General features: G+C 73.2%; 20 protein-coding genes and 1 pseudogene. 10 read left to right on the plus strand and 11 right to left on the minus strand.

Features of this window, described 5'->3' with window-relative positions; translation table 11 throughout:
* The first annotated feature begins 29 nt into the window (after positions 1-29).
* Together ACFY0O_RS32090 and ACFY0O_RS32095 are read left to right on the plus strand one after the other, a co-directional pair.
* A complete protein-coding gene (locus tag ACFY0O_RS32090) occupies positions 30-188 on the plus strand; it encodes a hypothetical protein (protein ID WP_167747570.1) in 159 nt (52 codons plus the stop codon).
* Between the two features lie 94 nt (positions 189-282).
* Entirely contained in the window at positions 283-993 is a 711-nt protein-coding gene (locus tag ACFY0O_RS32095) for a lysophospholipid acyltransferase family protein (RefSeq protein WP_358899236.1), read from the plus strand.
* A 32-nt stretch (positions 994-1,025) separates the two neighbouring features.
* On the opposite strand, the gene ACFY0O_RS32100 is transcribed toward ACFY0O_RS32095, so the two are convergent.
* The 8 genes from ACFY0O_RS32100 to ACFY0O_RS32135 form a co-directional block, all read right to left on the minus strand.
* A complete protein-coding gene (locus ACFY0O_RS32100) occupies positions 1,026-2,687 on the minus strand; it encodes an alpha/beta hydrolase (RefSeq protein ID WP_388953233.1) in 1,662 nt (553 codons plus the stop codon).
* Positions 2,688-2,860: 173 nt separating this feature from the next.
* The gene (locus ACFY0O_RS32105; protein ID WP_388953235.1) at positions 2,861-3,658 is read right to left on the minus strand and encodes an urease accessory protein UreD; all 798 of its coding nucleotides are present in this window, start codon (positions 3,656-3,658) and stop codon (positions 2,861-2,863) included.
* Complete coding sequence (ureG, locus tag ACFY0O_RS32110; protein ID WP_388953238.1) at positions 3,655-4,341, minus strand: urease accessory protein UreG; 687 nt, start codon at positions 4,339-4,341, stop codon at positions 3,655-3,657. The genes ACFY0O_RS32105 and ureG overlap by 4 nt, the downstream gene beginning before the upstream one ends.
* A gap of 41 nt (positions 4,342-4,382) precedes the next feature.
* A complete protein-coding gene (locus ACFY0O_RS32115) occupies positions 4,383-5,057 on the minus strand; it encodes an urease accessory protein UreF (protein WP_388953241.1) in 675 nt (224 codons plus the stop codon).
* Between the two features lie 16 nt (positions 5,058-5,073).
* Positions 5,074-6,795, minus strand: coding sequence for an urease subunit alpha (locus ACFY0O_RS32120; RefSeq protein ID WP_388953244.1), 1,722 nt, complete (start codon positions 6,793-6,795; stop codon positions 5,074-5,076).
* A complete protein-coding gene (locus ACFY0O_RS32125; RefSeq protein WP_100865164.1) occupies positions 6,788-7,099 on the minus strand; it encodes an urease subunit beta in 312 nt (103 codons plus the stop codon). The genes ACFY0O_RS32120 and ACFY0O_RS32125 overlap by 8 nt, the downstream gene beginning before the upstream one ends.
* A 14-nt stretch (positions 7,100-7,113) precedes the next feature.
* Positions 7,114-7,416, minus strand: a complete 303-nt coding sequence (locus tag ACFY0O_RS32130; protein WP_388953248.1) for an urease subunit gamma — start codon at positions 7,414-7,416, stop codon at positions 7,114-7,116.
* 302 nt (positions 7,417-7,718) lie between these two features.
* Positions 7,719-8,174 carry an ATP-binding protein gene (locus ACFY0O_RS32135; RefSeq protein ID WP_388953251.1) on the minus strand — a complete coding sequence of 152 codons (456 nt, stop codon included), beginning with the start codon at positions 8,172-8,174 and terminating at the stop codon, positions 7,719-7,721.
* A 197-nt stretch (positions 8,175-8,371) separates the two neighbouring features.
* Here ACFY0O_RS32135 and ACFY0O_RS32140 point away from each other — a divergent pair.
* Positions 8,372-9,257 (plus strand): annotated as a pseudogene (locus tag ACFY0O_RS32140) (helix-turn-helix domain-containing protein).
* Positions 9,258-9,270: 13 nt separating this feature from the next.
* Positions 9,271-9,492: a DUF397 domain-containing protein gene (locus ACFY0O_RS32145; RefSeq protein WP_388953252.1), complete on the plus strand. Its 222-nt coding sequence runs from the start codon at positions 9,271-9,273 to the stop codon at positions 9,490-9,492.
* A gap of 4 nt (positions 9,493-9,496) precedes the next feature.
* On the opposite strand, the gene ACFY0O_RS32150 is transcribed toward ACFY0O_RS32145, so the two are convergent.
* Positions 9,497-10,684, minus strand: a complete 1,188-nt coding sequence (locus ACFY0O_RS32150) for an 8-amino-7-oxononanoate synthase (RefSeq protein WP_388953254.1) — start codon at positions 10,682-10,684, stop codon at positions 9,497-9,499.
* Between the two features lie 180 nt (positions 10,685-10,864).
* Between ACFY0O_RS32150 and bioB the strand changes: the two genes are divergently transcribed.
* The 4 genes from bioB (at position 10,865) to ACFY0O_RS32170 (ending at position 14,992) form a co-directional block, all read left to right on the plus strand.
* A complete protein-coding gene (gene bioB / locus ACFY0O_RS32155; protein WP_388953257.1) occupies positions 10,865-12,121 on the plus strand; it encodes a biotin synthase BioB in 1,257 nt (418 codons plus the stop codon).
* The gene (locus ACFY0O_RS32160) at positions 12,114-13,448 is read left to right on the plus strand and encodes an adenosylmethionine--8-amino-7-oxononanoate transaminase (protein ID WP_388953260.1); all 1,335 of its coding nucleotides are present in this window, start codon (positions 12,114-12,116) and stop codon (positions 13,446-13,448) included. Before bioB ends, ACFY0O_RS32160 begins: the two co-directional genes overlap by 8 nt.
* A 1-nt stretch (position 13,449) precedes the next feature.
* Positions 13,450-14,169: a dethiobiotin synthase gene (bioD, locus tag ACFY0O_RS32165; RefSeq protein ID WP_388953263.1), complete on the plus strand. Its 720-nt coding sequence runs from the start codon at positions 13,450-13,452 to the stop codon at positions 14,167-14,169.
* A gap of 163 nt (positions 14,170-14,332) precedes the next feature.
* Positions 14,333-14,992: a class I SAM-dependent methyltransferase gene (locus ACFY0O_RS32170; protein ID WP_388953265.1), complete on the plus strand. Its 660-nt coding sequence runs from the start codon at positions 14,333-14,335 to the stop codon at positions 14,990-14,992.
* A gap of 32 nt (positions 14,993-15,024) precedes the next feature.
* Here the strand turns inward: ACFY0O_RS32170 and ACFY0O_RS32175 are convergent, their stop codons facing one another.
* Positions 15,025-15,492 (minus strand): ricin-type beta-trefoil lectin domain protein, encoded by a 468-nt coding sequence (locus ACFY0O_RS32175; RefSeq protein WP_388953267.1) that lies wholly within the window; start codon positions 15,490-15,492, stop codon positions 15,025-15,027.
* Positions 15,493-15,851: 359 nt separating this feature from the next.
* A complete protein-coding gene (locus tag ACFY0O_RS32180) occupies positions 15,852-16,280 on the minus strand; it encodes a GNAT family N-acetyltransferase (RefSeq protein WP_388953269.1) in 429 nt (142 codons plus the stop codon).
* A 240-nt stretch (positions 16,281-16,520) separates the two neighbouring features.
* Here ACFY0O_RS32180 and ACFY0O_RS32185 point away from each other — a divergent pair, with 240 nt between their 5' ends.
* Positions 16,521-17,861, plus strand: a complete 1,341-nt coding sequence (locus tag ACFY0O_RS32185) for a hemolysin family protein (RefSeq protein ID WP_388953271.1) — start codon at positions 16,521-16,523, stop codon at positions 17,859-17,861.
* Positions 17,858-18,877: a hemolysin family protein gene (locus tag ACFY0O_RS32190; RefSeq protein WP_358899208.1), complete on the plus strand. Its 1,020-nt coding sequence runs from the start codon at positions 17,858-17,860 to the stop codon at positions 18,875-18,877. Before ACFY0O_RS32185 ends, ACFY0O_RS32190 begins: the two co-directional genes overlap by 4 nt.
* Positions 18,878-18,940 lie beyond the last annotated feature (63 nt).

Genomic DNA, 18,940 nt, shown 5'->3' on the forward strand with positions numbered 1-18,940 from the left:
CGGAGCCGCTCGGCGCGCCACCATGGGGCATGACCGGATCCGTTAAGGCGATGGCCGTCACGACCTTCGCCGCCCTGGTGGCCGTCTCCACGTACTCCGTGGCCCTCGGCAGCAACGGCTGGCTGTGGTTCGGCTGGGTGGTGCTGGGGCTGCTGACCCTGGGCCTGGCCGCCTCCCGAGGCTCCTGACACCCGCCCGGGCCCGCGCGGGCCCGCTCCTCGCCACCGCATGGCTGATCCTGATCCGTCCGTGGTCCGACCGTCGGGTGAAGGGAAGCACCGGGTGTTCTACCACCTGCTCAAGCACGTGCTGCTCGGTCCGCTGCTGCGGCTGCTGTTCCGGCCGCGGATCGAGGGCCTGGAGAACATCCCCGACGAGGGGGCCGCGATCGTCGCGGGCAACCACCTGTCCTTCTCCGACCACTTCCTGATGCCCGCGATCCTCCGGCGCCGGATCACCTTCCTGGCGAAGGCCGAGTACTTCACCGGGCCGGGGCTCAAGGGCCGGCTGACCGCGGCCTTCTTCCGCAGCGCCGGGCAGATCCCGGTGGACCGCTCCGGCAAGGACGCCGGGCAGGCGGCGCTGCGCGAGGGGCTCGGGGTGCTGGCCAAGGGCGAGCTGCTCGGCATCTACCCGGAGGGGACGCGCTCGCACGACGGGCGGCTCTACAAGGGCAAGGTCGGGGTGGCGGCGATGGCCCTGGGGGCCGGGGTGCCGGTCGTCCCGTGCGCGATGCTGGGCACCTTCGAGATCCAGCCGCCCGGCCAGACCCTCCCGAAGATCCGCCGGGTCACGATCCGCTTCGGGGCCCCGCTGGAGTTCTCGCGGTACGCCGGGATGGAGGGCGAGCGGGCGGTGCTGCGCGCCGTGACCGACGAGATCATGTACGCGATCCTGAACCTCTCCGGCCAGGAGTACGTCGACCGGTACGCGGCCGAGGTCAAGGCCGAGGAAGAGGAGGAACGGAAGAAGGCCCGGCGCACGAAGCGCTGAGCCTCCTCCCGTTCACCGGCGTTCCCGGGGTCCTAGCGGACGGCCGGGAGCTCCTCCTGCTTGACCTGCTCCGAGGCCGGGGCCTGGGCGAGGGACTTCGCGGCGGCCGGGGCCGGCGGCACCGGAGTGGCGTGCGGGCCGCACTTCACGTCCGTGGCGTCGACCTTGCCGGTCAGCAGGTAGGCGTCCACCCGCGTGTTGATGCAGGGGTTCACCAGGCTGGTGACGCCGTGCGAGCCGGCGTTCTGCTCGGTGATCAGGCGCGAGCCCGCCAGGCGGCGGTGCAGCTCGACGCCGCCCTGGTACGGGGTGGCCGCGTCACGCTCGGACTGGACGATCAGGACCGGGGCGATGTTCTTCGCGCCGACCTGGATCGGGGTGCTCTGCTTGGACTTCCAGGTCGCGCAGGGCAGGTTCATCCAGGCGTTCGACCAGGTGAGGAACGGGTACTTCTTGTTCAGCTCGGTGTTGTCCCGGTCCCACTTGGCCCAGCTGGTCGGCCACTTGGCGTCGGCGCACTCCACCGCGGTGTAGACGGCGTTGCTGTTCTCGGACGCCGCGTTGCCCTTGGTGTCGGACATGTCCGGGGCGATGGCGTCGATCAGCGGCTTCTCGTCACCGGCGGCCCAGGCGCTGAAGGCCTGCGCGACCGGGACCCACGAGGAGTCGTAGTACGGGGCGCCCTGGAAGAAGCCGATGAGCTCGTTCGGGCCGACCACGCCGCCGAGCGGCTTGGCCTTGGCCTGCGCGCGCAGCTGCTGGTACTTGGCCTCGACCTTGGCGCGGGTGTCGCCGAGGTGGAAGGTGGAGTCGTACTTGGCGACCCAGTCCTGCCAGTCGTTCCAGCGGGTCTGGAACGCGACGTCCTGCTCCAGGTTGGCCTGGTACCAGATGTTGTCGGTGTCCGGGTTGACCACCGAGTCGACGATCATGCGGCGCACGTGGCCCGGGAACAGGGTCGCGTAGACCCCGCCCAGGTAGGTGCCGTAGGAGACGCCGAGGTAGTTGATCTTCTTCTCGCCGAGGGCGGCCCGGATGACGTCCAGGTCGCGCGCGGTGTTGGGGGTGGTCATGTGCGGCAGCATCTCGCCGCTGCGCTCCTTGCAGCCGTCCGCGTACTCGGCGGCGAGCTTGCGCTGGGCGCTCTTGTCGGCCTCGCTCGACGGGACCGGGTCGGCCTTGGGGGCCTTCACGAACTCCTGCGGGTCGATGCAGGAGATGGGCGCGGAGTGGCCGACGCCGCGGGGGTCGAAGCCCACGAAGTCGTACGCCTTGGAGGTGTTGACCCACAGCGGGCTCTTGGTGGTGATCCGGCGCGGGAAGCGCATGCCGGAACCGCCCGGGCCGCCCGGGTTGTAGATGAGGGCGCCCTGGCGCTCGTCCTTGGTGCCCGTGCTGACGGCGCGGTCGACGGCGATGTCGATCGTCTTGCCGAAGGGCTTGGAGTAGTCGAGCGGGACCTTCACCCATCCGCACTGGATCGGCTTCTCGAAGCCCCAGTCGGCCGGGCAGTCCTTCCAGTCGATGCCGGTGCGCGCGGCGCGGGCGGCGGCGATCTGGGCGCCGACGGCCTCGGCTGCGCCGTTGTCCCTGTTGGTCGGAGCCGCCGAGGCGGACGGCGCGAGCAGCAGACCCGCCGCCAGCGCGCCGGTGATGAGAGTGGCGGCGCTGCCCAGCGTCGCGTTGCGAATCACGTGGTTGATCCCCCTGGTCATGTGCCGCGCGAGGCGGCCGGGTTGGGTCAGGGGGATCCTTTCGCCTGACGGGTACCTGGCAACAGACCGAGGTCGAGTTCTTTGCCAACCCGATAACCGGGAAGGGGTGTACCGCTGAGCGGTGTCCCTTTCGCCCCGCATCCGTACGGCGGTTACCAGCCGTACGTCCGGGCCGCCTCCTCCAGCAGCTCGCGCAGCCGCAGCGCGTCCGGGGCCAGCGCCGTCACCAGCACGGCGGGACCGGCCAGCGGCGTGACCGCCGCGAACTCCCCGAGCACCGCCGCCCGCGGCGGATCCTGCTCGAACCGGGGGTCCACGACCAGGAGCTGGCCCAGCGTCCGGTGTCCGGCGAGGCCCGCCGGGCCGTCCCAGCCGCCCGGGGCGCCGGGTCCGCACGAGAGCTCCTGGTCCAGCAGCGGGCGGCCGCCCCGGGTGACGGTGAGCCGGCTGCGCAGCAGGCCGGGGGCCTCGCCGGTGCGTCCGAGCACCTGCTCCTCGCGCAGCATCAGGCGGGCGGAAGGGGCCAGTTCGGCGCGGGTGGAGACCCGCAGGTCGCTGCCGCGCACCGAGACCAGCGGCTCCGGCAGCCAGCGCACCGCCGACTCCTCGGCCAGAGCCAGCCGTACGTCGTAGCGCGCGCTCTCCCCGCCCCGGCCGGGCAGGGCCAGGGTGGCGGCCGCCGAGCGCAGGTCGAGCCGGGCGCCCGGGCCCGCGTCGGCCTCAACCGCGAGGTGGTCGCCGCCGAGCGGGGCGCTCATCGCGCCGACCAGCATCACGCCGGCCTCGGGGCCCTCGCTGCGGACCCGGCGCAGGGCGAGCGGCCCTTCCCCGGCCAGCAGGGGCAGGGCGGTGCCGCCGCGCCCGTCGGCGGCGGCGGCGATGCGGGCGGTGGCCCGCAGCCCGGCCGGGGACGGGACGGCGGCCGCCTCGGCGGGGGGCGCGCTGGTCACCGTACGGCCCAGGCGGCGAGGCGCTCGCGGACCCAGGCGGCCACCGGGGCCACGCCCTCGGCGCCGCGCAGGGACTGGAAGGCGACGGGCAGGTCGCCGCGCTGCTCGGCGGCGTCGCGGGCCATCCGCTCCAGGTCGGAGCCGACGTACGGGGCGAGGTCGGTCTTGTTGACGACGAGCAGGTCGGCGGTGGTGACGCCGGGGCCGCCCTTGCGCGGGATGTCGTCGCCGCCGGCCACGTCGATGACGAAGATCTGGGCGTCGACCAGGCCTCGGGAGAAGGTGGCGGTCAGGTTGTCGCCGCCGGACTCCACGAGGATCAGGTCGAGGGGGCCGACCGTCTCCTCCAGTTCCTCGACGGCCTCCAGGTTGGCGGAGATGTCGTCGCGGATGGCGGTGTGCGGGCAGGCGCCGGTCTCCACCGCGCTGATCCGCTCGGGGGGCAGGACCGCCTCGCGGAGCAGGAACTCGGCGTCCTCGCGGGTGTAGATGTCGTTGGTGACGACGGCCATGGACAGGTCGGTGCGCAGGACCCGGCAGAGGGCGGCGACGGTGGCGGTCTTGCCGGAGCCGACGGGTCCGCCGAGGCCGATCCGCAGGGCGCGGCGGGTGCCGTCGGCGCGCAGGGGGGCGGCGCTGTGGGTGTGCCGGTGGGGATACGAAACATCGTGGTCGAGGTGCACGGCGGTTCTCCTTGGGGATGGTCTGGTGGGGGGTGCCCCGCTCAGGAGGCGAAGAGGCGTACCGCCCAGTCGGCATGGGCCTCCGCCGCGATCTCCAGCAGCGGGGACGAGGCCGCGGGCAGCGCGTCCGTGCCCTGGTCGCGGGCGAGCAGCGCGGCCTCGGCGGCGCGGGCGCAGACGGCGTCGAGTTCGGGGGCCAGGCCGGCCAGGACGGCGCTCGCCTCGAAGGGGTCGAGGCCCAGCAGCCGTACGGTGGCGGTGGCCGGACCGCTGACGCTCTCGTACGCCGCCACGTGCGCGGCGTCCAGCGCCCCGAGCCCGGCGGCCCGGGCGGTGAGGCCGAGCACCACGGGCTGGTGCGCCCCGCGTGGGAAGGCGGCGGCCAGCGCGTCGAGTTCGGGGGCGGGCCAGGTGGCCCGGGCGGCCCGCATCAGCTGCCGGCCGAGCCGGCGGGCGGCGGCGCGCAGCGCGGGCGAGGGGGTGCGGGCGTCGGCGGCGGCGTCGAGTTCCGCCGGGTCGAGGCCGAGGGCGGCCGCCGCCGCGAGGGCGGCGGCGGTGAGCCCGGCGGTGTGCAGCCGGCCGCGGCAGAACTGGGCGAGGCTGGCGGCGTCGTGGATCCGGCCCGCCTTGCAGGCGGCCTCCGCCCCGCCGGAGTGGGCGTGCCCTCCGGCGGGGAAGCGGCCGTCCGCGAGGACGAGCAGCGCGGCGAGGCTCATCGGGAGCGGTCCTCCATCAGAAGAGGAAGTAGCGCTGGGCCATGGGCAGCTCCGCGGCGGGGGCCGGTTCCACGACCTCGCCGTCGATGCTGACGGTGAAGGTGTCGGCGTCGACCTCGACCCTCGGCATGGCGTCGTTGTTGCGCATGTCCGTCTTGCTCGTCTTGCGGGTGCTCTCGATGGCCGTGAACTGCTTGGTGAGCCCGAGCCGTTCGGGCAGGTGGTCGTCGAGGGCGGCCTGCGAGGTGAAGTTGAGCGAGTTCAGGCCGGGGGCACGGCCGATGGCTCCGTACATGGGCCGGGGCAGCACCGGCTGGGGGGTGGGGATGGAGGCGTTGGCGTCGCCCATCTGCGCGTACGCGATCTGGCCGCCCTTGACGACGACCTCGGGCTTGACGCCGAAGAAGGCCGGGTTCCACAGGACCAGGTCGGCGAGCTTGCCCACCTCGACGGAGCCGATCTCGCGGGCGAGGCCCTGGGCCACGGCCGGGTTGATCGTGTACTTGGCGACGTAGCGGCGGGCCCGGTGGTTGTCGGCCGGGCCGTCTCCGGGCAGGAAGCCGCGCCGCTTCTTCATCACGTGGGCGGTCTGCCAGGTGCGCAGCACGACCTCGCCGACCCGGCCCATGGCCTGGGAGTCGGAGGAGATGATGGAGATGGCGCCGAGGTCGTGCAGGACGTCCTCGGCGGCGATGGTGGAGGGGCGGATCCGGGACTCGGCGAAGGCGAGGTCCTCGGGGACGGCCGGGTTGAGGTGGTGGCAGACCATCAGCATGTCGAGGTGTTCCTCGACGGTGTTGACGGTGTGCGGCCGCGTGGGGTTGGTGGAGCTGGGCAGGATGTTGGGCTCGGAGACCACGGTGATGATGTCGGGGGCGTGGCCGCCGCCCGCGCCCTCGGTGTGGTACGAGTGGATGGTCCGCCCGGCGATGGCCGCGAGGGTGTCGCCCACGAAGCCGGCCTCGTTGAGGGTGTCGGTGTGGATGACGACCTGGGTTCCGGTCTCGTCGGCGACTGTCAGGCAGGCGTCGATGACGGCGGGGGTGGCCCCCCAGTCCTCGTGGATCTTGAATCCGAGGGCGCCGCCGCGCAGCTGGGAGTACATGCCCTCGCGGGACATGGTGTTGCCCTTGCCGAGCAGGCCGATGTTGACGGGGTAGTGCTCCAGCGCCGCGAACATCCGGGCCAGGTGCCAGGGGCCGGGGGTGACGGTGGTGGCCTTGGAGCCCTCGGCGGGGCCGGTGCCGCCGCCGACGAGGGTGGTGATGCCGGAGGCGAGGGCCTCGTCGACGACGGTCGGCGAGATGAAGTGGATGTGGGTGTCGATGGCGCCGGCGGTGACGATCTTGCCGTTCCCGGCGATGATCTCGGTCTCGGGCCCGATGACGAGGGCGGGGTCCACCCCGTCCATGGTGTCGGGGTTGCCGGCCTTGCCGATGCCGCAGATGCGGCCGTCGCGGATGCCGACGTCGGCCTTGACGATGCCCCAGTGGTCGAGGACGACCACGCCGGTGATCACCGTGTCGGGGGCGCCTTCGGCGCGGGTGGTGCGGGCCTGCCCCATGGACTCGCGGATGACCTTGCCGCCGCCGAAGACGGCCTCGTCCCCGGAGTGGCCGGGGCCTCCGCTGAGGTCCTGCTCGATCTCGACGAAGAGGTCGGTGTCGGCGAGCCGGATCCGGTCGCCCCGGGTGGGGCCGAAGAGGTCGGCGTACGCCTGGCGCGAGATCTCAGCCATCGAGGGGTCCTCCGGTCTCCCCGCGCAGCCCGGGCACGGTGCGCAGTCCGCCGAGCGGCACGAGTTCCACGGCGACCGGGATGCCCGGCTCGAAGCGGACGGCGGTGCCGGCGGCGATGTTCAGGCGCAGGCCGCGGGCGGCCTGCCGGTCGAAGTCGAGGCCGGGGTTGGCTTCGGCGAAGTGGTAGTGGGAGCCGACCTGGACGGGCCGGTCGGCGGCGTTGAGCACGGTGAGGCGGGTGACGGGGCGGCCCTCGTTGAGGCGCACCGGACCGTCCCCGAAGGCGATTTCGCCGGGGATCATCGGAATGGCCCTCTTCAGACGATCGGGTCGTGGACGGTGACGAGCTTGGTGCCGTCGGGGAAGGTCGCCTCGACCTGCACGTCGTGGATCATCTCGGGGATCCCCTCCATCACCTCGGCGCGGCTGAGCACCTTGCGGCCGGAGTCCATGAGCTCGGCGACGGTCCGGCCGTCGCGGGCGCCTTCGAGGAGGTGGGAGGTGATCAGGGCGATGGCCTCGGGGTGGTTGAGGAGGACCCCGCGCGCCCTGCGCTTCTCGGCCACGTCGGCGGCGACGTGGATCAGCAGTCTCTCTTGTTCGTGTGGTGTCAACTGCACCTGTATCACCAAGCTTCCGGGACAAGATCTCATCGCGCCGTGGCGAACCGTACCGGTCGTCAACACTTTGTTGACCTGCGCATATCCATGCCAAGCATGTCTTGCCCAACGCAGAGCGAGGCTTTCCATCCCGATCACCGACGCTTTACCGGTCCATGGGCGGCCATTGGCGAAGGGCCGCCCGGCACACCCTAGGGGCGACACTTTTCCGCCGCGTTAACCCACGTTTCCGGGAGGGACCCGGTTCATCCCGTCGGCGGGTGCGGCGCCGACTTCGTCATACGATCGCCGGTTCCTCCGGTTCAACGGCCGCGAACGGCCCCCGCGGCGGCGGCCGCGCCGGCCGGCCAGGGCAGGGCGAGCCACACGGTCTTGCCCCCGTCCTCGGTGGGGCTGACCGACAGCCGGCCGCCGGCCTCCGCCGCCAGCCACCGGATGATGACCATGCCCCGGCCGTTGTCCTGCTGGACGGCGGCGGGCAGCCGCTTGGGCCAGCGCGGGTGGCTGTCGGTCACGCCGACGCGCAGCCACTCCTCGCGCTCCAGGCGCAGGTCGACGGTGAAGGTGGGCGACTGCCCGAAGGTGTGCTGCACGGAGTTGGTCGCGAGCTCCGAGACGACCAGCCGTACGGTGTCGGCGGTGTCGGCGTCCTCGGGGAGTCCCCAGTCGCTCAGCACCCGCGCCGCGTAGCGGCGGGCGGCGGCCACCGAGACCGGGTCGCTCGGCAGGGTGACGGATGCTTCCAGCTGATCTGCCATGGCGACGTCCCTTTCCCACCGGGACGGAGCCGCCCCGGATCTGCGCTGAGCGCCAGAGTGCCACCCATCCTGCCGCCGTTTCCGCCATTCCCCCAAGATATGCATATATCTGTCGCTCAATGCGGTGAACTCTGCTACGGAAAAGCGTATTTGGACGGCAGACTGGTGCGGTCCATGCCGGTGGAAGGAGGGCGGGTATGCAGCACGGTCCCGCGGTGCGCCGGCGCAAGCTCGGCGAGGAACTGCGCGCGCTGCGCGACCGGACCGGGCTCACGAGCGGCGAGGTGGCCCGCATCGTCGGCTGGCACCAGTCGAAGGTCAGCCGGATCGAGACGGGCCGCAGTGGCGTGAAGACGCAGGACATCCGGCTGCTGCTGAACGCCTACGGGGACGTGGTGAGCCCGCAGCAACGCGCCCTGCTGGAGGCCCTGGGCGCGTCGGCGGCCGGACCCGCGGCGGGCGGCGAGGAGGCGCGCGGGCGGCAGTGGTGGCACGACTACCGGGGGCCTGCTGCCGCAGGAGTACCGGGACTTCATCAGCCTGGAGGCGGGGGCCCGCTCGGCCCGGACGGTGGAACTCTCGGTGGTGCCCGGCCTGTTGCAGACCGCGGAGTACGCCCGGGCCGTGACCCGGGCCGCGCTGGGCGGGCTGCCGGAGCCGAAGGTGGACGCGCTGGTCGACGTGCGGCTGGCCCGGCAGGCGGTGCTGCGGGCGGATCCCCCGCTGGAGCTGAGCGCCGTCCTGGACGAGGCGGTGCTGCGGCGGCAGATCGGCGGCCCGGGGGTGATGCGGGAGCAGCTGCGGCACCTGGTGGAGGTGGCACGGCTGCCCCAAGTGCACCTCCAGGTGCTGCCGTTCACCGTGGGGGGCCATCTCGGCCTGACCGGACCGTTCGTCATCTTCTCATTTCCGAACATCGCCGATCTGGATGTGGTGGTGCTCGACCATTTGACGAGTAGCCTCTATCTGGAGCGGAAGGAAGACCTTGAGGCGTACAGCGCCGCGTTCCGCACCATCCAGGCGCACGCCCTTTCGCCCCGTGACTCGTCGGACCTCATCAGCTCACTCGCTGAGGACGCGTAAGGAGGCACCCCCCGTGTCCGCAACCCCCTTATCCACCGGCGGACTTCTGAGCAGCGCGCGCTGGCGGCGGAGCAGCCGCAGCACCGGAATGAACAACTGCGTGGAAGCGGCCGCCCTCGACGGCGGCCTGCTGGCCGTCCGCGACTCCAAGCGGACGGACGGCCCGGCCGTGCTCTTCACCGGGCCGGCCTGGGACGGCTTCCTCGCCTCCGTGCGGACGGACGTGCCCGTATGACGTCCTACCGCTGAACCGGTTCCGTTTCCGTGGCCCCGGCCGGAGCGGTCCGCAGGACCGTCCCGACGGCCCGGCCGATCTCGTCCCCCGTGAGATCCGCCCGAGCCGTCAGCCGCAGCCGGGAGATGCCGTCCGGCACCGACGGCGGACGGAAGCACCCCACGGACAGTCCCGCCTCGCGGCAGTCGGCGGCCCAGCGCAGTGCCGCCGCGGCCGACGGGGCCCGTACCGACACGACGGCCGCGTCCGGCCTGGCCGCGGTCAGGCCGGACGCGGTGAGCCGTCCGTACAGCTCGGCGGCCACCTCCCGGACCCGTGCCGCGCGCTGCGGCTCCCGCTCCAGCAGCCGCAGGCTCGCCAGCGCCGCGCCCGCGGCGGCCGGGGCGAGCCCGGTGTCGAAGATGAACGCCCGCGCGGTGTTGACCAGGTGCCGGATCACCTTGGCCGGCCCCAGGACCGCTCCGCCCTGGCTGCCCAGCGACTTCGAGAGGGTCATCGTCGCGACCACCCCCGGCGCACCCGCGAGCCCGGCGGCGTGCAGGGCGCCCCGACCCCCCTCGCCCAGCACCCCGAGCCCGTGCGCGTCGTCCACGATGAGGGCCGCGCCGGCCTCCCGGCAGGCGGCGGCGTAGGCGGCGAGCGGGGCGGCGTCCCCGTCGACGGAGAACACCGAGTCGGTCACCAGCAGGGTTCGGCCGGCGTGCCCGGCGAGGGTCTTGCGGACCTGCTCGACGTCCCCGTGCGGGGTCACCTCGACCTCGGCCCGGGAGAGCCGGCAGCCGTCGACGATCGAGGCGTGGTTCCCGGAGTCGGAGACGACCAGGGTGCCCCGGCCGCTCAGCGCGGTCACCGCCGCGAGGTTCGCGGCATAACCGGACGAAAGCACCAGAGCAGCCTCGAACCCCGCGAAAGCGGCCAACTCCCGCTCCAGCTCGGTGTGCAGCTCGGTCGTCCCCGTGACCAGCCGCGATCCGGTGGCACCCGCGCCCCAGCGCTCGGCCGCCCCGCAGGCACCGCGGACGGTCTCAGGGTGGCGGGAGAGACCGAGGTAGTCGTTGCTCGCGAGGTCCAGGAGGGGCGAGTCGGACGGGCGCGGGCGCAGGGTCCGCACCAGTCCCGCCTCCTCGCGCCGCCGCTCCGCGCCGTCGATCCAGGCGAAGACGTCCTCGGGCTGCGGGCTGGGCTGGGTCATCGGCGGTCCTCGTGTCGCGTCTCGCGATGCGTCTCGCGTTTTGTCGGCAGTCGACAGATCTGCTCGACCCTATCCGGACGTGACCCGCGGGGCCGGTGTGGCGATCCACACACTCCCTTCCGGCCATGTTGTCCGATCTCTCCTTGGCCGGGAGTGGTCGCGTGGGACAGGATCGGGCTCATGGACCTGCTGAACACCCTGGTGGACAAGGGGCTGCGGCGCGAGCTGCCGACCCGCGAAGAGGCGCTCGCCGTACTGGCGACCTCCGACGACGAACTGCTCGACGTGGTGGCCGCTGCCGGCAAGGTGCGCCGCCAGTGGTTCGGGCGTCGCGTCAAGCTGAACTACCTGGTCAACCTGAAGTCGGGGCTCTGCCCCGAGGACTGCTCGTACTGCTCCCAGCGCCTGGGCTCGAAGGCCGAGATCCTCAAGTACACGTGGCTGAAGCCGGACGAGGCCTCCCAGGCCGCCGCGGCCGGCGTCGCCGGCGGCGCCAAGCGGGTGTGTCTCGTGGCGAGCGGCCGCGGTCCGACCGACCGCGACGTGGCCCGCGTCGGCGAGACGATCGCCGCCATCAAGGAGCAGAACGAGGGCGTGGAGGTGTGCGCCTGTCTGGGTCTGCTCTCCGACGGCCAGGCCGAGAAGCTGCGCGACGCGGGTGCGGATGCCTACAACCACAACCTCAACACCTCCGAGGCCACGTACGGGCAGATCACCAAGACGCACACCTACGCGGACCGCGTCGACACCGTGCAGAAGGCGCACGCGGCGGGCCTGTCGGCCTGCTCGGGCCTGATCGCCGGCATGGGCGAGAGCGACGAGGACCTGGTCGACGTCGTCTTCTCGCTGCGCGAGCTGGACTCGGACTCCGTGCCGGTCAACTTCCTGATCCCCTTCGAGGGCACCCCGCTGGCCAAGGAGTGGAACCTCACCCCGCAGCGCTGCCTGCGGATCCTGTCGATGGTCCGCTTCGTCTGCCCCGACGTGGAGGTCCGGATCGCCGGCGGCCGCGAGGTGCACCTGCGCTCGATGCAGCCGCTCGCGCTGCACATCGCCAACTCCATCTTCCTCGGCGACTACCTCACCAGTGAGGGCCAGGCCGGCCAGGCCGACCTCGACATGATCGCGGACGCCGGCTTCGAGGTGGAGGGCGCGGGCACCACCACCCTGCCCGCGCACCGCGCCGACGCCGCCGAGGCCGCGGCCGCGGCCCGCGCGGGCGGGGTGTGCGGGTCGGCCGCGGGCGCCGGCGGCTGCGGCTCGGCCGCGGACGCGGAGGCCCCCGGCTGCGGTTCGGCCTGCGGCGGCTGCTCCGGGCACGCCCACGCCGAGGCCCCGGCCGAAGCCCCGGCCCAGGCCGAGCCCGGCGAGGTACGGCCGGACCTCGTGGCGGTGCGCCGCCGCGGCGCGGGGACGGATCTCGCCCCCAATGCGTGACCCGTACCCCCTGCACGACCCGCTCGACCCCGCCTCGTCCACGGCGGGCCTGCTGGACCTGGACCGGCAGCACGTCTGGCACCCGTACGGCCCGATGCCCGGGCGGCAGGAGAACCTCGTGGTCTCCTCCGCCTCGGGGGTCCGGCTGCGGCTCGCCGCCCCGGCGCAGGGGCGGGAGGAGCTGGTCGACGGGATGTCCTCCTGGTGGTCGGCCATCCACGGCTACAACCACCCGGTGCTCAACGAGGCGGCCGCCGCCCAGCTGGGGCGGATGTCGCACGTGATGTTCGGCGGGCTCACCCACGAGCCCGCCGTCCGGCTGGCCTCCCGGCTGGTGGAGATCACCCCGCCCGGGCTGGAGCACGTCTTCCTCGCCGACTCCGGCTCGGTGTCGGTCGAGGTCGCCGTCAAGATGTGCCTGCAGTACTGGCGTTCGCTGGGCCGGACGGGCAAGACCCGGCTGCTGACCTGGCGCGGCGGCTACCACGGCGACACCTGGCAGCCGATGGCCGTCTGCGATCCCGAGGGCGGCATGCACGAGCTGTGGCAGGGCCACCTGCCCCGGCAGGTCTTCGCGGACGCGCCGCCCGGGGGCTTCGACTCCCCCGTGGATCCGGCGTACGTCGATCACCTGCGCTCCCTGGTCGCCGCGCACGCCGACGAGCTGGCCGCGGTGATCGTGGAGCCGGTGGTGCAGGGCGCCGGCGGCATGCGCTTCCACAACCCGGGCTACCTGCGGGTGCTGCGGGAGCTGTGCGACGAGTACGGGGTGCTGCTGGTCCTGGACGAGATCGCGACGGGCTTCGGCCGCACGGGCGCGCTGTTCGCGGCGGACCACGCGGGGATCACCCCGGACGTCATGTGCCTGGGCAAGTCCCTGACGGGCGGCTACCTCACGTTCGCCGCGACCCTGTGCACGGAGAAGGTCGCCGACGGGATCTCGCGGGGCGAGGTGCCGGTGCTCGCGCACGGGCCGACCTTCATGGGCAACCCGCTCGCCGCGGCCGTGTCCCTGGCCTCCGTCGACCTGCTGCTCGGCCAGGACTGGGCGGGCGAGGTCAAGCGGATCGAGGCCGGCCTGCGCGAGGGCCTCGCGGAGGCGTCCGGGCAGCCGGGCGTGAAGGACGTACGGGTGCTGGGCGCGATCGGCGTGATCCAGCTCGACCACCCGGTCGACGTCTGGGCCGCCACCCGGGCCTCGGTGCGGGAGGGCGTGTGGCTGCGCCCGTTCCGCGACCTGATCTACACGATGCCCCCGTTCGTCACCGGCGACGCCGATGTCGCCCGCATCTGCCGCGCGGCCGTCGCCGCGGCCCGGGAGGGCTGAGATGTCCGTGATCGTCGTGTCCGGTACGGGCACGGAAATCGGCAAGACCGTGGTCACCTCCGCCGTCGCGGCGGCCGCGGTGGCCGCCGGGCTCTCGGTGGCGGTGCTCAAGCCCGCGCAGACCGGGGTGGGTCCGGACGAGCCGGGCGACGCGGCCGAAGCCGTCCGCCTCGCCGGGCCGGCCGTGACCGCGCGGGAACTGGCCCGCTACCCCGAGCCGCTGGCCCCGGACACCGCCGCTCGGCGCTCCGGGCTGGCGACCCTGGCTCCGTCGCGGATCGCCGAGGCGGCCGCCGAGCTGGCCGGTTCGCACGAGCTGGTGCTGGTCGAGGGCGCGGGCGGGCTGCTGGTCCGCTTCGACGAGGAGGGCCACACCCTGGCCGACGTGGCACGGCTGCTTGAGGCCCCGGTGCTGGTGGTGGCCCCCGCGGGGCTGGGCACCCTCAACTCCACGGCCCTGACGGCGGAGGCGCTGACCGCCCGGGGGCTGCACGGGCTCGGGGTGGTGGTGGGCAGCTGGCCCGACTCCCCCGACCTGGCTTCCCGGTGCAACCTGGCCGACCTGCCGAAGGTCTCCGGCCTGCCCCTGCTGGGCGCCGTCCCGCAGGGCTCGGGCACCCTGGCCCCGGCGGCCTTCCGCGCGGCCGCTCCGGGCTGGCTGGCCCCGGACCTGTACGGGACGTGGTCGGCGGAGTCCTTCCTGGCCGCCTGGCCCGCCTGACGGGGGCGGGCCCCGGCCCGGGCCGCCGGCGCCGGGCCTCCGGCGTCGGACCTCCGGCGTCGGCCGGGCGGTTTCACGGCCCGGCCCGGCGGGGAACACGCGGGGGGTACACGTGCGCCCGAGTGTCCCCCGCCAGCCCCCGACCCGTGCCCGGAGGCCGCCCATGCCCGCCCAGCCCCCCGATCCGGTCCACCACCCCTGCTTCGCGCGGTTCTACGCCCGCGCCAGCACCGCCGCCGAGAACCGCGCCGGGATCGGCGCACTGCGCGAGGAGCTCCTGCGGGGGGTGTCCGGCCGGGTCATCGAGATCGGGGCCGGCAACGGCCTGAACTTCGCGCACTACCCGCGCGCCGTCTCCGAGGTCGTCGCGGTGGAACCCGAGCGCACCCTGCGCCGTCTCGCGGCGGCGGCCGCTCTGCGTGCCGAAGTGCCGGTGGACCTGGTACCAGGTGTGGCCGAGGCCCTCCCGGTCAAGAGCGAGGCATTCGACGCGGCCGTCGCCTCGCTGGTGCTGTGCACCGTACGGAACCTGCCGCGCGCCCTCGGCGAACTGCACCGGGTCCTGCGCCCGGACGCCGAGCTGCGGTTCCTGGAGCACGGCCTCGCCCCCGGGCCCGGGATGGCCTCGGTGCAGCGGGCGCTGGACCGGACGGTGTGGCCCCGCCTGTTCGGTGGCTGCCACACCGCCCGCGACCCGCTCGCCGCGATCGAGGCCGCCGGGTTCCGGATCACCGCGCACCGCTCCTTCCGGCTACCGGAGCGCGGCCCGGCCCTCCCGACCTCGTACTGCGTCATCGGCTCGGCCCGCCGCTCCCACGACTAGCGGGCCGCGACGGGGCCGTGCCGCCCCTGGGATCAGCCCTGGGCCAGGCTGATCTGGTCGTTGAAGACCACCCACTTCTGCCCCTGGTCGGCCTGGTCGCACGGCTTCGTGGAGACGTTCGGGGTCCCCCAGGCGTTGGCGAAGCAGTAGGCCGGGGCGAAGGTGAGGGCGATCTGCTGGTTCGAGACGTTCCAGTACTGCCCCTGGTCGTTGGGGTTGCAGGGCTTCGTGCCGACCTGCGTGCTGTTCCAGGTGTTGGCCAGACAGTAGGCGCGGGCCCCGGCCAGGGAGATCTGGTTGCCCGAGACCACCCAGTGCTGGCCCTGGTCGGCGGAGTCGCAGGGCTTGGAGGAGACGTTCGCGGTCCCCCAGGCGTTGGCGAGGCAGTACCGGCCGGGGACGGCGGCCTGCGGGGCCGCGCCCGCCTGGCCCACCGGCAGCAGGGAGGCCGTCAGGGCCAGGGCGGCGAGGGCGACGGTCTTGCGGAAGGAGATTCCCATGATGCGGATTCCGTTCTCGAGGCAGGCCGGAGCGATGGGCACACGACCCTGAAGGAGGGGTTATTCGGCTCGGATCCAAGCGCAGGGAAATTGATATCAGCGATCACCGGACGATTGACGAAATCCCCCGCCCTGTCACCCGATGCGCCCAGTACCGGGATCATCCGATGATCGCCCACCATGACTTCTACCTGCGCATTCCCCCGCACCGCAGCCAGTCCACCCCGGGAAGGAATTCCTTTTCGTCACGCACCCGACTATCCGACTCCGCCATAACCAGGGCGCCTGGATGTGCTCGATATCGAGCCAATATTCCCGGAATAAACGGTTAGGCATGGCGCCCCGTGGCCGAAAACCCCTTATTCACCGACCAGCGGCTTGATCCAGCGGGTCCAGATCTCCTGGGGGCGGTAGCCGGCCGCGTCCCACGCGCCGTGCGCCTGCTCGTTCGCGTCGAGCACCATCGCGTCGGCCCGTCGGCCGCCCAGCTCCACGAACCGCGCCTCGGCGGCCGCCAGCAGCGCCGAGCCGATCCCGCGCCGGCGGTGGGCCGGGTGGACCGCGAGGCGGTACAGGTGGCAGCGCCAGCCGTCGAACCCCGCGACCACGGTACCGACGAGCTCCCCACCCCTCCGGGCGAGCAGCAGGGCTTGGGGGTCTCGGGAGTGCAGCCGCTCGATCCCGGCCAGGTCGTCGCTGATGCTGGCGCCCTTGGCCGCGGTCTTCCAGAAGTCCAGTACGGCGCTCAGGTCGGCGGCGGACGCCGGCCCGATATGAAGATCGTCCATGCGACGATCCCACCACCGCTCTCGCCGGGCCGAAAGGAGGAGCCATTCCCTTTGCCTTTCCTTTACCCTGTGCTCAGGGACCCTCCCGGGCCCCGGCCCCGGACCACCCGTCCGGGCCCTCCCGACCGAAAGGTGTGAGCGTCCGCCCATGGGCGAGCCTCCCAGTACCCGGCATCCCCGCCCGCGACATCGCGCGGTACCCCTCCCCCTGGCCGATCATGGGACGGAGGTGATCGACCGATGACCGAAGTGCTCCTGCTCGTCGTGGCGCTGCTGCTCTGCCTTGCCTGTGGAGTCTTCGTCGCCGCCGAGTTCTCGCTGACCACCGTCGAGCGCAGCGAGCTGGAAGGGGCCGTCGAGCGCGGCGAGCGCGGCGCGGACAGCGCCCTGGCCGCCGTCCGCAGCCTGACCTTCCAGCTCTCCGGCGCCCAGCTCGGCATCACCGTGACCGGCCTGGTCATCGGCATGATCTCCAAGCCGTCGATCGCCGCCCTGCTCACGGGCCCGTTCAAGGCCATGGGCCTGTCCGCCGCGGCCGCCTCCTCCACCGCCCTGGTGCTCGGCACCGTCGTGTCGACGGTGGTGCTGATGGTCGTCGGCGAGCTGGTCCCCAAGAACTGGGCGATCTCCTCCCCGCTGGTCGTCGCCAAGCGGGTCGCGACCATGCAGCGGCTGTTCAGCCGTGCGTTCAGGCCGCTGATCAGCCACCTCAACAGCACCGCCAACCACCTGGTCCGGCGGCTGGGCATGGAGCCCGCCGAGGAGCTCGCGTCCGCGCGCAGCCCCGAGGAGCTGGTGGCCCTGGCCCGGCATTCCGCCAAGGCGGGCGCGCTGGAGAAGGACACGGCCGAGCTGTTCGTGCGGACCCTGAACCTGGCCGACCTCACCGCCGAGAACGTGATGACCCCGCGCGTGCAGGTCACCGCCCTCGACGTGCAGACCACCGCCGAGGACGTGGCCAACGCGACCATGGCCACCGGTCTGTCCCGCTTCCCCGTCTACCGGGGCAGCCTCGACACCGTCGTCGGCACGGTCCACATCAAGGACGTCCTGGCCCTGCCCGCCGAGGAGCGCCACCGCCACCCGGTCTCGCAGCTGCTGCGCGAACCGCTCCTGGTACCGGAATCGCTGACCGTCGACCGGCTGCTGGACCGGCTGTCCGGCAGGCAGACGATGGCCGTGGTGATCGACGAGTACGGCGGCACGGCCGGCGTGGCCACCCTGGAGGACATCGTCGAGGAGGTCGTCGGCGAGGTCCGCGACGAGCACGACCCGCACGAGACCTCCGACCTGGCCCCCGCCGGCACGGACGAGGACGGCCGGCCCCTGTACTCCGCCGACGGCGCGGCGCGCACCGACCAGCTCCGGCGGATCGGGCTGCGGGTGCCCGAGGGCCCGTACGAGACGCTGGCCGGGCTGATAGCCGCCGAACTGGGCCGGATCCCGGCTGTCGGGGACCGGCTGGAGCTGGACGGCTGGCGACTGGACGTGGTCGACGCGAGCGGCCGGCGCGCCGCCCGCGTGCTGCTGCACACGCCGGTCGAAGTGCCCGGCGACGAGGGCCCGGAGGGGGACCGATGACCGCGATCCAGCTGCTGATCGGCCTGGCGACGCTGGTCGTCAACGCCTTCTTCGTCGGCGCGGAGTTCGCGCTGATCTCGGTCCGGCGCAGCCAGATCGAACCGTACGCCGAACAGGGCGACCGGCGGGCCCGCGCGGTCGTCTGGGGCCTGGAGCACGTGTCGGCGCTGATGGCCGCGGCCCAGCTGGGCATCACCCTGTGCACCCTGGTGCTGGGCGTGGTGGCCGAGCCGGCCATCGCGCACCTGCTGAGCCCGCTGCTCGACGCCGCCGGGGTGCCCTCCGGGGTGACGCACGCGATCTCCTTCGTGATCGCGCTGGCCCTGGCCACCTACCTGCACATGCTGTTCGGCGAGATGGTGCCCAAGAACGTGGCCCTGGCCGAGCCGGTGCGCACCGCCCTGCTGCTGGGTCCGCCCCTGGTGGCGATGGCCCATGCGCTGAAGCCCGTGATCTTCGCGATCAACGCCTTCGCCAACACCCTGCTGCGGCTGCTGCGGGTGGACGCGAAGGACGAGGTCGCGGCCACCTTCTCGGACGACGAGCTGGCCCGGATGGTCAAGGACTCCAGCGCCGCCGGGCTGATCGACGGCCGGGCGAGCGAGCGGCTGCACGACGCCCTGGAGCTGGGACGCCGTCCCGTCGCCGACGTGGTGCTGCCCGTGGACCGGGTGGTCACGGCCCGGCAGGGCATCACCGCCGCCGGGCTGGAACGGCTGTCGGCCGAGTCGGGCTACTCCCGCTTCCCGGTGGTCGACGGGCAGCGGCGGATCCTCGGCTACCTGCACGTCAAGGACGCCCTGGACGTGGTGGAGCGGGCCGAGCCCTTCCCGGTGGCCGCGCTCCGGCCGATCGCCCAGGTGCGGGCGGAGACACCGCTGGACGACGTGCTGACCGCCATGCGGGCCAGCCGGACCCACCTGGCGGCGGTCCTCGGGGCGGACGGCGCCATGACGGGGCTGGTGACGATGGAGGACGTGCTGCGCGAGCTGTTCGGGAAACCGACCTCGGCGTAGCCCGGCCCCCAGCCCCCCGGCCCCTGTTCCCCGGCCTCCCGGTCCCGGCCGGGCAGGGCAGGG

Source organism: Streptomyces sp. NPDC001594, assembly GCF_042893675.1.
In the GTDB taxonomy this organism is placed as follows: domain Bacteria; phylum Actinomycetota; class Actinomycetes; order Streptomycetales; family Streptomycetaceae; genus Streptomyces.

Bases quoted from the DNA above. Each gene is read 5' to 3' on its own strand.
- ACFY0O_RS32125 (WP_100865164.1), bottom strand. From the start codon at position 7,099: ATGATCCCCGGCGAAATCGCCTTCGGGGACGGTCCGGTGCGCCTCAAC.
- ACFY0O_RS32175 (WP_388953267.1), bottom strand. From the start codon at position 15,492: ATGGGAATCTCCTTCCGCAAGACCGTCGCCCTCGCCGCCCTGGCCCTG.
- ACFY0O_RS32120 (WP_388953244.1), bottom strand. From the start codon at position 6,795: ATGGCTGAGATCTCGCGCCAGGCGTACGCCGACCTCTTCGGCCCCACC.
- ACFY0O_RS32180 (WP_388953269.1), bottom strand. From the start codon at position 16,280: ATGGACGATCTTCATATCGGGCCGGCGTCCGCCGCCGACCTGAGCGCC.
- ACFY0O_RS32160 (WP_388953260.1), top strand. From the start codon at position 12,114: ATGCGTGACCCGTACCCCCTGCACGACCCGCTCGACCCCGCCTCGTCC.
- ACFY0O_RS32185 (WP_388953271.1), top strand. From the start codon at position 16,521: ATGACCGAAGTGCTCCTGCTCGTCGTGGCGCTGCTGCTCTGCCTTGCC.
- bioD (WP_388953263.1), top strand. From the start codon at position 13,450: ATGTCCGTGATCGTCGTGTCCGGTACGGGCACGGAAATCGGCAAGACC.
- ACFY0O_RS32090 (WP_167747570.1), top strand. From the start codon at position 30: ATGACCGGATCCGTTAAGGCGATGGCCGTCACGACCTTCGCCGCCCTG.
- bioB (WP_388953257.1), top strand. From the start codon at position 10,865: ATGGACCTGCTGAACACCCTGGTGGACAAGGGGCTGCGGCGCGAGCTG.
- ACFY0O_RS32170 (WP_388953265.1), top strand. From the start codon at position 14,333: ATGCCCGCCCAGCCCCCCGATCCGGTCCACCACCCCTGCTTCGCGCGG.
- ACFY0O_RS32135 (WP_388953251.1), bottom strand. From the start codon at position 8,174: ATGGCAGATCAGCTGGAAGCATCCGTCACCCTGCCGAGCGACCCGGTC.
- ACFY0O_RS32190 (WP_358899208.1), top strand. From the start codon at position 17,858: ATGACCGCGATCCAGCTGCTGATCGGCCTGGCGACGCTGGTCGTCAAC.
- ACFY0O_RS32150 (WP_388953254.1), bottom strand. From the start codon at position 10,684: ATGACCCAGCCCAGCCCGCAGCCCGAGGACGTCTTCGCCTGGATCGAC.
- ACFY0O_RS32115 (WP_388953241.1), bottom strand. From the start codon at position 5,057: ATGAGCCTCGCCGCGCTGCTCGTCCTCGCGGACGGCCGCTTCCCCGCC.